Below are 11,624 nucleotides of genomic sequence, written 5' to 3'. Positions count from 1 at the left end.
TTCCCTTGCGGGGCCCGGGTTCTCGAGTTCACGGCCGGGTCGCCGCGGTGTGCCAACCGCCCGCGGCGGCGGCGGTGGCCTCGACGAACTGGGTGAAGGTGCGGGGTGGACGGCCGAGGGCGCGTTGAACGCCGTCGGACAGGTACTCGTCCACACCTTCCCGCAGCGGTTCGATGACGTCGGCGAATGCCTTGGCGTCCACCGAGGACAACCCCTGCCCGACGAGTTCGTCGACGTAGTCCGCGACCGACAGCGGCACGTAGCGGATGTCGCGGCCGGTGACTCCGGCGATCGTCGCGACGGCCTCGGCCAGTGTCACCGCGTGTGGACCGGACAGCTCGTAGACCTGGCCAGCGTGCCGGTCATCGGTCAGTGCGGCGGTCACGACCGCGGCGATGTCCTCGGCGTCGATGAAACTCGCGGCGCCGTCGCCCCCGGGCAGCCGCAGCTCACCGGCGCGGACGGCCTCGGCGAAGAAGCCCTCGCTGAAGTTCTGCGCGAACCAGCCGGGCCTGCTGATCGTCCAGTTGACGCCGCTTTCCCGGACCGCCGCCTCGCTGTCGAGCAGACCGTCCAGGACGCCGCCGCTGTCGGTGGCGTAGTCAGGATTGTCGATGCCTCGGCCCGAGGCCAGCACGATCCGACGTACTCCGTGGCCCACCGCCCGCTCCACGAAGCCCCGGACGAGCCTCGTGCCGTCCAGCTGGACGATGTAGACGGCCTGCGTGCCCGCCAGGGCGGGATCCCAGGTGCCGGTGTCGTTCCAGTCGAAGTGGTGTTCGCCGTCGCGGGACGCTGCCCGGACCGGCAGTCCTTTGGCCCGCAACTGGGAGACGACGCGGCGGCCGGACTTCCCGGTCGCTCCGGTGACGAGGATCGGTTGTTGTGTCATGGGCCCAGTCAAACCCGCACCCGCGAGACGGCCAATGGCTGAAGAGCGCGTTTCGATGTTCGTGCGTCTACGCTTGCGGCGTGGACGCGGTGTCGGAGTTGCTGGCGGGGGTGCGGGCGCGTGGTGCCGTGTTCCGGCGGACGATCATGCGACCACCGTGGGCGCTGCGGGTGGCGGCTCGGACCCCGGTCACGTTGGCGACGATGCTGCACAGTCACGCGTGGATAGTCCCGGACGGCCATGAGCCGGTGCGCATCGCGACCGGTGACATCGCGGTGGTGCGCGGCGAGATCCCGTACGTGGTGGCCGACGATCCCGCGACCGAGCCCGAGCTGGTGGTGACCGACGCCGACTACTGCCCAGGGTCCGGCGGGCTCGAACCACTGCGGCGCACCTGCGGTGACCCGAACGAGGCGGGCGCGGTGCTGGTCAGCGGCGCGTTCGAGCGGCAGGGTGAGCTCAGTGAGCGGCTGTTGCGGGCGCTGCCACCCGTGCTGGTGGTCCCGGCGGCCGACAGTCCGGTGGAGTTGTTGGCCACCGAGGTGGCCCGACAGCGGCCGGGACAGCAGCTGGTGCTGGATCGACTGCTGGACCTGCTGCTGGTGTCCGCGTTGCGGACCTGGTTCGACAGTCCCGAAACCGACGCCCCCGCCTGGTGCCGAGCGCTGGACGATCGGGTGGTGGGCGCGGCGTTGCGGCTTCTCCACGAGACACCGGCGAGTCCGTGGACGGTGTCGAAACTGGCGGCCGAGGTGGGAGTGTCGCGGGCGGCGTTGGCACGGCGGTTCACGGCTCTGGTGGGCGAGCCGCCGATGGGCTACCTCACCGGCTGGCGGATCGCGCTGGCCGCGGACCTGCTTCGCCAGACCGATCTCACAGTGGACACGATCGCCCGGCAAGTGGGTTACTCCAACGCCTTCGCGTTGAGCGTGGCGTTCAAACGGGTGCGGGGACTGCGTCCGGGCGAACACCGCGACCAGGCGAAAACCACCCCGGCGCTGACGCCCACGCCCTAAACCTCAAGGGTGAGGGGGTCGTGCCGGGGCAGGACGAGCAGGTCATCCGCCCGAACGAGGGCGCGACCCGGCCCGCGCCGTTAGCGTCGGGGCATGGCGAATCTGGTGGAGGAAGTGGCCCTGCTCGCGTATCGGGACGACAACGGGCGTAACACCGCCCCGTATCTGCAGTGGAGCCTGGCCGGGGCCGCGCTGTTGGAGCTGTCGTTGCGGGGGCGCGTCGGGGTGGACGATTCGGGGCGGGTCGGTGTTGTGGATGAGACGCCGGTGGGCCACGTCGCGTTGGACGAGGTGCTGACGAGGGTGGCGGGCTCGAATATCGGGCACATCGTCTCGTCGTGGGTGCAGATACTGTCCGGGACGGACATTCGGACGCCGGTGCTGGAAGGCTTGGTGGACCAGCGGATCCTGACCCACGATCGGGACCGGTTGCTGGGATTCATTCCGGTCAACCGGTATCACCCCGCTGAGGCCAGTGTGGAGGATGAGATTCGGGCGCGGCTGGAGCGGGCGCTGGCTCACAGCGCGGGAGTTGACGTTCGGACCGCCGCGTTGGCCGGGGTCATCGCCGCGACGTTCATGGAGAAGGCGGCGATGCCGCAGCACAAGTTCGGTGAGGTGAACAAGACCTTCAAGGAGCTGGGGCGCGCCCCTGAGATCAAGCCGATCGTGGAGGGGGTCGAGTTGGCCGTCAACATCTTCCGGTCCGGCTCCGGGTCGGCTTCGGTGGTGGTTACCTCTTGACGCCGTGGCAGGCGATGACCGACGGGTGCTGTCCCGGGATCTTGGCCAGGTCCTCGCTCTTTCCCGTCTTGGGATCGACTGACACGTATTGGTTGTAGTCGCCGTCGCCGCGTTTGTCGACGCGGGCGCCGATGGTGCCGTCGGGGAGGGCGAACGGGGCCGTCGCGTCCTCGGCCAGTAGTTCCGGTTCCTTGTTGTCGGACAGGTTGAGCCGGTACAGGTGCGCGTCGTCCCCCTTGACGAGACTGACGACGACCGATTCGCCGTCGGGCTGCCAGGCCACGGTGATGGCCTGTTCGCCGAGCATCTGCGCCATTCCGGACTTCTTGCCCTCCGGTTCCGCCCAGCGCACCGCGTTGGCGCCGTTCGGGATCCAGGCGAGCTTCTCGCCGTCGGCGGACCACACTGGATTGGAGGCCGCGTCTTCGGCGATCTCGCGTTCGTCGGTTCCGTCCGGGTTGGACACCATGATCGTGTTCCTGTCAGTGTCGCGGTAGGCGAGACGTTTGCCGTTCGGGGACCACACCGGGGTCGAGATGCCCTCGCCGAAGATCTTCAGGCCCGAGCCGTCGGTGTTCATGATGAGCTTCTTGTTGACGTACTTGCCGCCGTCGCCGTGGAAGCCCTCGAAGAGCACCTTGCGGCCGTCGGGCGACAGGCTCGGGTCCTGGGCCTGGATGTCCTTGTCCTTGTTGAGCGGCTTGTGTTCACCGTCGACCAACCAGTAGACGCCCTTGACCGCCGTGTCCTCCTGTTTGGTGTAGGCGATGGCCCAGTGGCCGCGGTCATTCACGTCGCACGACTCGTCGACGGTGGCGGCCTGGTCGGTGCACGAGCCCAGGGTGGCCGTGGCCAGCAGCAGCGCCACACCTGCCGTCGAACGTGCGATTCGGATTACGTTCGGGGAGCGGGAACGCATATGGCACAGGGTATCGATATTGCCGCGCCGCTGGCCGAAACGCGGCGAGTCGGCGGGGAATTCATTCAGAACCGAGTCAGCGGGGCGTGTGGAACGTAGGTTGGCGGGAACGGGACGAACCGCGCTTAACGGACACGGGGGTGCCATGCGGATCACCTATATGTTGCTGAACGCGTACGCGATGGGCGGGACGGTGCGGACGGTGTTCAACCAGGCCAACGCGCTGGCGGCGCGGGGGCACGAGGTCGGCGTCGTCAGTGTGATGCGGCATCGCAGGACGACGCAGTTTCGGCTCGACCCGGCGGTGACGTTGACGCCGTTGGTGGACAAGAAGCTCGGGGTTCTGAGGCCGGGGCGGTCGCCGCTGGAGCGGATCGGGTGGTTGCGGGCTTCGCCGACGCGGCCGGGCATGGAGGTTCCCCAGCAGGAGGCGCGCAAGCGGGTGTTCACGCGGGTGGTGGAGAAGGCGGTGATCCGGGCGCTCAAGGGCTGTACGGCGGACGTGCTCGTGACGACCCGTCCGGCGTTGAACCTGCTCGCGGCCCGTTACGCGCCCGACGGGGTGGTGCGGGTCGGGCAGGTGCACCAACGGATCAAGCCCGGCCACACCGGGCTGCTCGACGCGATCGCCGCCGACTATCCGCGGCTGGACGCGGTGGTGACGTTGACGCGGGGGGATCGGGCCGAGTACGCGCGGATGTTGGACCATCGGGTGCGGGTCGCGCGGATTCCCAGCCCGGTGGCGACGCTGCACGCCGAGGCGGCCGATCCGGCCAGCAAGGTGGTGGTCGCGGCCGGACGACTAGTGCGCGCCAAGGGTTTCGACCTGCTGATCCCCGCGTTCGCGCACGTGGTCGCGAAGGATCCGGAGTGGCGGCTGCGGATCTTCGGAGGCGGACCGATGCAGGCCAAATTGGCCGCGCTGATCGAGGCCAACGGATTGGAGGACAACGTGGTCCTCATGGGACGGACCGGGGACCTGGGCGGGGAGCTGGCGAAGGCGTCGTTCTGCGCGTTGGGGTCCCGGTCGGAGGGGCTGCCGATGGTGGTTCTGGAGGCGTTCACGCACGGGCTGCCGGTCGTCAGTTGCGCCTATCCGGGGGCCGAGGAGCTCGTGTCCGATGGCCGTGACGGGATTCTGGTGCCGCCGGAGGACGTCGAGGAGCTCGGCACCGCGATGGCGTGGCTGGCCACCGATGTCGAGGCCCGGGCGACGATGGGTGAGCGCGCGCTGCGCAAGGCGCGCGACTACGGTCCCGATGCCGTTGCCGCCCAGTGGGAGCAGCTGTTCACCGAGCTTCGCGGAGCGGGCGTCAGTCGCCGATGACCGGCGGCGGGGCCTGTTCGTCGAGTTGCCACGGATCGTCCTGCGGGCCGCGCCAGTCCTCACGGTCGGGGGCCTGGGCGTCGGCCTCACCGGCGGGCGCGGCGGGTTCCGGTTCGGCGACGAAGGGCGAGGTGTCGTCGGGTTTCACCACGCACCTCCGCTCAACGCCGAGGCGTAGCTGGCCGGACCCTGAGTTCCGTTGCAGCGCAGCAGCTTCAGACGGTTCTTGCGGGTCAGTTTCGTCAGCTCGCGGCCGAGTTCCTCGACATTGGACGCCTCGTCGACGAGCCGGACCAGGCACCGGAACATCAGCCGTTTGTCGCCGGGGCGGGAGCTGGCCGGACGCAGCGCCAGCGAGATGGCGTGGGTGCCCTTGTCGAGTTCGGACAGTTTCGTCCACAGTCGTTCGACCTCGGTGGCGGCGGAGCGGCGGCCGCGCAGCCAGTAGGTCGTCTGGGCCATGCCGCCGTTGCGCCAGGTCTTCCAGCTCTCGGTGGGCTCGCCGGAGTCGGGTCGGTGCAGGTCGAGCGAGAACCGCAGCGCGGCGGCCAACTGGGTCTGCGACAGCGCCCGCATGTCGATGCCCGCGTCCTGGGCTCCCTTGAGGAGTCGGCTCACCGCTCCCCCGAGCGCCCGGTGCACGCCCAGTGCCCCACCGCCCCGGTCGGCGGCCACCGCGTGGGCGCCGGGGACGTCGAGGCGCACCGCGAACCAGTTGTCGCGGCCGACCTCCGCTCCCGAGCGGGTGACCAGCTGTACCGAGGTCACCGGGGTGTCGGCGGCGTTGAGCAGGCCGGTGACGGCGGCGAAGACCTCCGACGGCGGGGCCTCACCCTCCAGTTTCACCGCCGCGAACCAGCCGGTCCCGTCGAAGGCGACCCCGATCTCGGTACCGCGTTCGGCGATGGTGGCCAGCCGGGGTCGCGGACCCGGTTCGCCGCCGGAGCGTCGGTCGCGTCGGTCGGCGCGAACCCGGGAACGCCAGCGCAGCCAGTGCCCCAGCCAGCCGAACCACGACCTGCCGTGGGTGCGGCCCAGGCCCAACAGCGCGACGGCCGCGGCCACGCCGCCCAGCCACGGCAGCGGGACGCCGGGGACGAACAGCAGCGCCGCCAGTACGACCTCGACCCCGATGACCTGGGCAATCCCCAGGCCCGCGACGCGGGTCCGGGTTCGTCGGGCGGCCGTGACGGGCTCGGGCTTGGCCCCCGCGTCGGTCGCCGGTTTGGCTGGGCTTGTCATGACGGGCTCCTTGCGCTCGCGAAGGTGTTGCTCCCTCCAGCATGCCAAAACGTTTTGGGTTTAGAATTTCCGAACCCCCACCCAAGGAGCCGGTTCCGATGCGCACCCGACGCGAACAGGTCGCCGCGCACCGCTTCATCGTGCGGCGCGTCATCTCCGCGATGCTCAACGGCGAGCCCGAGACCCTGGATCTGCCGATGCGCCGGATGGCGATCTCGGCGATGGTCGGCGTCGCGATCGCCTCGCTGGTCTTCGCCGGATTCTGGGTGGTCGGCCTGATCTGGCCCGGCGGCGCCCAGTCCTGGCAGAAGGACGGCGCCGTCATCGTCGAAGAGGAGACCGGCGCCCGGTTCGTCTACTGGGACGGCCAGCTGCACCCGGTGCTCAACTACGCGTCGGCGCTGCTCATCACCTCCAGCGGCGACCGCACCGTCCACACCGTGCTGCAGGATTCGCTGGCCGACACCCCGCGCGGCGCCACCCTCGGCATCCCCGACGCCCCCGACACGCTGCCCGAGCCGGAGCTGTTCACCGCCTCGCCCTGGCAGACCTGCTCGGCGCCCAACCCCAGCGATCCCACCAGCATCGAGTCGCACGTCATCATCGGCGACACCCCCGACGGCGGCGACGCGCTGTCGTCCGACGGCCTGCTGCTCAAACACGACGGCGACATCTTCCTCGTCGTCAAGGACACCAAGTACCTGGTGCCCAGCGAGAAGTCGCTGCCCGCGCTGGGCGCCGACCCCGACCAGGTCGTCAAGGTGGACCCGGTGTTCCTCAACGCGCTGGAGACCGGCCCCAACCTGAAGCTCAAGATCCCCGGCGAGGGTGACGACGGCATCGAACTGGACGGCGAGACCTACCCGATCGGCACCGTGTTCACCAACAACGACCGCCACTACGTACTGCTGAAGGACGGCCTGGCCGCCATCGGCGAACTGGCCGCCGAGCTGATCGGCACCGAACCGGTGGCGCTGTCCAGCGCGGCGGTCGGCGAGAACCGCACCGACGAGAAGCTCGAGCCGGAGGGGTTCCCGTCCCGCCGACCCGACGTCATGGGAATCCCCGACGCCCGCCAGACCGCGGTGTGCGCGGACTGGACCAAGGGCAAGACCACCGTGACGGTGTACTCGTCGGTGCCGAAACTGGTGGGCGACAACGTCAAGGCGGCCCCCAAGGGCATCGAGGACGTCAGCACCGCCGACCATGTCCGGCTGCCCGGCGGCTACGGCTCGCTGGTGCGGGCCCAGTCCAGCGAGGGCGCGTCGGGCGGCACGGTCTTCCTGGTCACCGACCAGGGCTGGAAGTTCGGTCTGAGCTCCGAGGCGCTGACCGCGTTCGGCTACAAGAAACTCAAACCGACGCCGATGCCGTCCGCGCTGGTGGCGTTGCTGCCGACCGGGCCCGAGCTGAGCCAGTCCGCGGCGCTGCGGGCGATCCGATGACACCCCCACTAGCCAGGGTGCGGAATTTCTGATTCAATGAGCAAAACGATTTGCAACTTGGAGGAACGATGCCGCCCCCACCACCCACCGACGGCCGTTTCGAGGTCGACGTGGACGCCATCGAGGATTTCCAGCCCACGTTCAACCGTCTGGACTCCCGAGTCAGTACCGCCTCCGGCAAGGTCTCCCCGGCCAGCGCCGAGGGACTGGGCACCTTCACCGACGCGATGACGGTCATCCGTGATCACGACCGGTTGCGGGCCACCTATCTGACCAGGCTGGAGATGCTGCGGGCCGCGGTCGCGATCGCGAACACCAAGACCACTCGCCTGATCGCGAACTACCGCGGCACCGAGTCCACCGAAACCTCGAACATGACGGCGCTGCTGGGCCCGTTGGCCAACGTCATCCAGCAGATCGCGCGAAAGGACTGACGACATGCCTTCCTTTGAGCAGCTGGAGATGTACTTCTCCCAGATAGACGCCGCGTCCCCGGCCGCCAGCGCCCAGGCCAACTGGATCGCCGGAGCCGCCGAGGCCCGGCAGCTGGCGGCCGAGCTGCGCAAGAACGTCGACGAGCTGTTGCAGTACTGGTCCGGCCCCGCGGCCACCGAGTACAACGGCGCGATGAACGCCATCATCGAGTTCGCCGACGGTCTCGCCGACGACATGACCGACATGAGCACCGGACTGGCCTCGATGGCCAGTACGGCCGCTTCGATTCAGCCGCAAGGGCTCGCGATCATCAACGCGGCCCGGTCCAACCCGTACAGCCGCGCGGCGGCGATCGCGCCGCTGACGGCGCTGCTGACCGCGCTGGGCCAGGCGTACCAGTCCAACAAGGGCCAGTACTGGCGTGAGCCGAAGGAGGCGCCGCAGAAGCTGCCCAAGCCGGGCGGCGAGGGTGACTCCACCCCGACGCAGACCGACGTTCCGCCGGACGTGCGACCGGCCCCGATCCTGGGCGACCTGGAGGACATCGGGCAGTTCCTGCAGCTGGCCAGCTCCACCTACGAGGCCTTCAAAGAGGACGACTTCCCCTCCGGCGTGACCGGTGAGTTCCCCGTGAATCCGGGTCCGGGATACCCCGGTGGCGGCGGTGGTGACGGTGGCGGTTCGTATCCGGGACCGGGCGGCGGCCCGCTGCCGGGTCCGGACCACCCGGACTACCAGCCGCTTCCGGAACCGGACACCGAGCTCACCGAATCCCCCGTGAGCCTGGCCGGGGCCACCCCGACCGGTCTGGCCGGCGGCACCCCAGCCGTCTCCCTGGGGGCCGGTGGCGGATCGGCGATGGGCGCCCCCGGTGGCGCGATGCCGATGGCCATGGGCATGGGAGCGGCCGGAGCCGCGGGCAGCGCCGCCCGTCCGGCCGCTTCCGCCCGGGGCGCCGGTGGCGCTGGCGGGGGCCTGTTCGCCCCGCCGATGGGCGCCGCCCGCCGCAACGACTCCGACGAGGCACCCGAGGGCGTCCGCACCTGGCTGACCGAGGACGAACTGGCCTGGGACGCCGAACCGGCGCCCACCGGCGTCGTCGGGCACCCGCGCGCCGCCGGTTAGGCAGCGCAGATGTCGCACCACCTGGGAACCTGGACCAGCACGGCCAGTTCGGGCACAATACTGGCGGACTCATCGCCGGTTTATGGACCGGCGAGCCATCCTCGTGATTGGTCCAGGTTCCTTGGTGCGACGGAGTGGTGCATGTCTGACGGTCACGGCGTCGGCAACCGCGTCCTCATGCTGGGCGGGCAGCCGCTGCACCAGATGCTGCGGCTGCGGGCCCCGGAGTTGGCGCGGCAGCTGACCGAGATCATCGCCGCCCATGTCACCACCTACAACAACCTCCCGGACGAGGAGTTGCAGCGCGACATTGTCTCGCTGGTGGAACTGAACCTGAACCTGGTGGCCAACACCTTCGAGCACCACAGTCCGCCCAAGCCCGAGGAGATGGAGCTGCTGTGGGCGGCGGCGGGACGCGGAGCGCAGGACCTGACGCCGTTGGAGGACATCATGACGGCGTACCACCTGGGCGGCAGGCAGGCCACCGTCGCGCTGTTCGCCGACGCCGCGCCCGAGGACTACGGCGACATCGTCGAGGCGTACAGCCTGCTGCTGAAGTACAACCAAGTCGTATCCACTGTGGTGTGCGAGGGCTACATGGTGGCCCGGGAATCCATGCGCAGTCAGGAACAGGACGCCCGGCACGCGGTGGTCTCGGCGCTGTTGAACGGCGAGCGGCCCATGAACGCCGGAGCGCTGGCCGGGGTGCGGCTGGCCTCGCGCTACCTGGTCTTCACCGCCGCCATCGGCAAGCATCCCGACGAGGCCGACGACAAGCCGTTCGCGGTCTACGCCGGCCGCAGCAAGCTGGACCGGATCCGCACGGTGCTGGACGGCTTCGCGTCCGAACCGGCGCTGACGGTCCTGGATCCGGCGGGCGGCCTGATCCTCGCCCCCGCATCGGATTCCATGATGGACTGGAAGGGTGCCCGGGAGCTCGTGGCCGTCGTCGGCCAGGCCGCCGGTGCCCCGGTGTGGATCGCGGGCCAGCTGGCCACCATCGAGGAGGTGCCCGCCGCCGCCCGGCTCACCCAGGAGGTCCTGGACGTGGTGCGGCTGTTCGGCCGTCCGCCGGGCCTGTACCAGCTGTCCGACGTGCTGCTGGAATACCAGCTGACCCGGCCCTCACACGCGATGGAGGAGCTGGCGAGCCTGCTGGATCCGCTGGCGGAGCACCCGGACCTGCAACGCACGCTCGAGGTGTACGTCGAGAACGGCCTCGACCGGCGGCAGGCCGCCGCGCTGCTGCACGTCCATCCCAACACCGTCGACTACCGGCTGCGGCGCGTGGTGGCCCTGACCGGCCTCGACCCCGTCGATCCGGTTCAGCTGCAACGCATCGGCGCCGCGCTGGCGGCTCGCCGCAAGCGCGTGGCCAAGCCCGACACGGCGGACTGACGTCGTGAGCCAGGAGCTCTCAATGCCGGAACGGGCCGGTCACCTCGAAGGTCACGCCGTCGCGGCTGTCGCCGTGCGTGCCGCGCTGGGACGAGAAGTACAGCCGGCTGCCGTCCGGGGAGAACGCCACCCCGGTGATCTCGGAGTCGCGGTGCCCCTCGACGCGGACCACCGCGGTGGTCTCGCCCGCGGCGACCAGATCGATCTCCAGCCAGTCGCCGAGGTCGGTGACGAGGATGTCGCCGCCGAGGTCCTCGTCCGGACCGGACCACCGATACAGGGTTTCTTGTGCGGCGTCATAAACCCAGGTGCCGTCGGCCGTGACGAACCGGCAAACGCCTTCCGCGTAATGGCAGGCGCCGCCGCCCTCGAAACGCACGGCCGTGTCGGTCTGGTACCTGGTCGGGACGTCGAGGAAGCCGGGCGCCGGGTCCGGCACCGATCGCCATTCGACGCTGGCACCGTTGGCGCACAACACTTCCAGCAGTCCGTGCGACAGGTCGCCCCAGGTCCACGGCGTGAACCGGTAGAGGCAACCGTCGGGTTCGGACTCGGTCAGGTAGACGACCCGACGGTCGGCGTCGACGGCGAGGTGCCCGTGTTTGAAGCGCCCCATGGCTTCCCGGGCCACCGCGGTGCGGTCGCCGTGCGGGTCGGCCTCGTGGACGCGTCCGAGGAAGATGTCCTCACAGGACAGCCAACTGTCCCATGGGGTCACCACTCCGGTGTGGTTGAGACTGGTTCCGGCCAGGATGCGGTAGGCGTCCTTGACCTCGCCATCGGGTCCGAACCGGATCGCCGAGGCCCCGCCAGCAAGCGGGACGTCGGAGTTGGAGACGTAGATCCAGCCGTCGCCGTCGGCGAAGCAGGCGCCGCCGTCGGGGGCCGGATGCCAGCTGGTGCCCCCGATCGGCTGCCCGGATCGGGCGACGACGCGGCAGCTGAAACCTTGGGGCACTTCGATGTCGTGGGCGAGAACTCCCGTGCCGGACGGGTGAATACTCATGTTCTTTTCTCCGGGGGGAAGCAGTGGAGCGTTGTTTTCCATCTTGGGTATTCGAAGCCCGACTGTAAATTGGCT

At 69.7% G+C, this 11,624-nt stretch carries 12 protein-coding genes; 7 read left to right on the top strand and 5 right to left on the bottom strand.

What is annotated here, in order from left to right:
* Positions 1–28 precede the first annotated feature (28 nt).
* Positions 29–892, bottom strand: coding sequence for an NAD(P)H-binding protein (locus SNAS_RS02015; RefSeq protein WP_013015691.1), 864 nt, complete (start codon positions 890–892; stop codon positions 29–31).
* Between the two features lie 80 nt (positions 893–972).
* Between SNAS_RS02015 and SNAS_RS02010 the strand changes: the two genes are divergently transcribed.
* Positions 973–1,908 (top strand): AraC family transcriptional regulator, encoded by a 936-nt coding sequence (locus SNAS_RS02010; RefSeq protein ID WP_013015690.1) that lies wholly within the window; start codon positions 973–975, stop codon positions 1,906–1,908.
* Between the two features lie 93 nt (positions 1,909–2,001).
* Positions 2,002–2,652: a GOLPH3/VPS74 family protein gene (locus tag SNAS_RS02005; RefSeq protein ID WP_013015689.1), complete on the top strand. Its 651-nt coding sequence runs from the start codon at positions 2,002–2,004 to the stop codon at positions 2,650–2,652.
* Here the strand turns inward: SNAS_RS02005 and SNAS_RS02000 are convergent.
* Positions 2,642–3,571, bottom strand: coding sequence for a TolB family protein (locus SNAS_RS02000; protein ID WP_013015688.1), 930 nt, complete (start codon positions 3,569–3,571; stop codon positions 2,642–2,644). The two genes, SNAS_RS02005 and SNAS_RS02000, sit on opposite strands and share 11 nt — an antisense overlap.
* 145 nt (positions 3,572–3,716) lie before the next feature.
* Between SNAS_RS02000 and SNAS_RS01995 the strand changes: the two genes are divergently transcribed.
* Entirely contained in the window at positions 3,717–4,898 is a 1,182-nt protein-coding gene (locus SNAS_RS01995) for a glycosyltransferase (protein WP_041624492.1), read from the top strand.
* On the opposite strand, the gene SNAS_RS35585 is transcribed toward SNAS_RS01995, so the two are convergent.
* Positions 4,885–5,046, bottom strand: coding sequence for a hypothetical protein (locus SNAS_RS35585; RefSeq protein WP_013015686.1), 162 nt, complete (start codon positions 5,044–5,046; stop codon positions 4,885–4,887). The genes SNAS_RS01995 and SNAS_RS35585 overlap by 14 nt on opposite strands.
* The gene (locus tag SNAS_RS01990; RefSeq protein WP_013015685.1) at positions 5,043–6,140 is read right to left on the bottom strand and encodes a type VII secretion protein EccE; all 1,098 of its coding nucleotides are present in this window, start codon (positions 6,138–6,140) and stop codon (positions 5,043–5,045) included. Before SNAS_RS01990 ends, SNAS_RS35585 begins: the two co-directional genes overlap by 4 nt.
* A 98-nt stretch (positions 6,141–6,238) precedes the next feature.
* Between SNAS_RS01990 and eccB the strand changes: the two genes are divergently transcribed.
* The 4 genes from eccB (at position 6,239) to SNAS_RS01970 (ending at position 10,543) form a co-directional block, all read left to right on the top strand.
* Positions 6,239–7,585: a type VII secretion protein EccB gene (gene eccB, locus SNAS_RS01985; RefSeq protein ID WP_013015684.1), complete on the top strand. Its 1,347-nt coding sequence runs from the start codon at positions 6,239–6,241 to the stop codon at positions 7,583–7,585.
* 68 nt (positions 7,586–7,653) lie between these two features.
* Positions 7,654–8,019: a hypothetical protein gene (locus SNAS_RS01980; RefSeq protein WP_013015683.1), complete on the top strand. Its 366-nt coding sequence runs from the start codon at positions 7,654–7,656 to the stop codon at positions 8,017–8,019.
* A 4-nt stretch (positions 8,020–8,023) separates the two neighbouring features.
* Positions 8,024–9,145 (top strand): WXG100 family type VII secretion target, encoded by a 1,122-nt coding sequence (locus SNAS_RS35580; RefSeq protein ID WP_013015682.1) that lies wholly within the window; start codon positions 8,024–8,026, stop codon positions 9,143–9,145.
* A gap of 141 nt (positions 9,146–9,286) precedes the next feature.
* Entirely contained in the window at positions 9,287–10,543 is a 1,257-nt protein-coding gene (locus SNAS_RS01970) for a PucR family transcriptional regulator (protein WP_013015681.1), read from the top strand.
* Between the two features lie 19 nt (positions 10,544–10,562).
* Here SNAS_RS01970 and SNAS_RS01965 read toward each other — a convergent pair whose 3' ends face one another.
* Positions 10,563–11,549 (bottom strand): alkaline phosphatase PhoX, encoded by a 987-nt coding sequence (locus SNAS_RS01965; protein ID WP_013015680.1) that lies wholly within the window; start codon positions 11,547–11,549, stop codon positions 10,563–10,565.
* Positions 11,550–11,624 lie beyond the last annotated feature (75 nt).

The organism is Stackebrandtia nassauensis DSM 44728, assembly GCF_000024545.1.
GTDB classification, from domain to species: domain Bacteria; phylum Actinomycetota; class Actinomycetes; order Mycobacteriales; family Micromonosporaceae; genus Stackebrandtia; species Stackebrandtia nassauensis.
Note: the sequence above shows the minus strand (reverse complement) of the source record. Positions and strands in the feature narration are given on the sequence as shown.

Bases quoted from the DNA above. Each gene is read 5' to 3' on its own strand.
- SNAS_RS02000 (WP_013015688.1), bottom strand. From the start codon at position 3,571: ATGCGTTCCCGCTCCCCGAACGTAATCCGAATCGCACGTTCGACGGCA.
- SNAS_RS35580 (WP_013015682.1), top strand. From the start codon at position 8,024: ATGCCTTCCTTTGAGCAGCTGGAGATGTACTTCTCCCAGATAGACGCC.
- SNAS_RS02005 (WP_013015689.1), top strand. From the start codon at position 2,002: ATGGCGAATCTGGTGGAGGAAGTGGCCCTGCTCGCGTATCGGGACGAC.
- eccB (WP_013015684.1), top strand. From the start codon at position 6,239: ATGCGCACCCGACGCGAACAGGTCGCCGCGCACCGCTTCATCGTGCGG.
- SNAS_RS01995 (WP_041624492.1), top strand. From the start codon at position 3,717: ATGCGGATCACCTATATGTTGCTGAACGCGTACGCGATGGGCGGGACG.
- SNAS_RS01970 (WP_013015681.1), top strand. From the start codon at position 9,287: ATGTCTGACGGTCACGGCGTCGGCAACCGCGTCCTCATGCTGGGCGGG.
- SNAS_RS01990 (WP_013015685.1), bottom strand. From the start codon at position 6,140: ATGACAAGCCCAGCCAAACCGGCGACCGACGCGGGGGCCAAGCCCGAG.
- SNAS_RS02015 (WP_013015691.1), bottom strand. From the start codon at position 892: ATGACACAACAACCGATCCTCGTCACCGGAGCGACCGGGAAGTCCGGC.
- SNAS_RS01980 (WP_013015683.1), top strand. From the start codon at position 7,654: ATGCCGCCCCCACCACCCACCGACGGCCGTTTCGAGGTCGACGTGGAC.
- SNAS_RS01965 (WP_013015680.1), bottom strand. From the start codon at position 11,549: ATGAGTATTCACCCGTCCGGCACGGGAGTTCTCGCCCACGACATCGAA.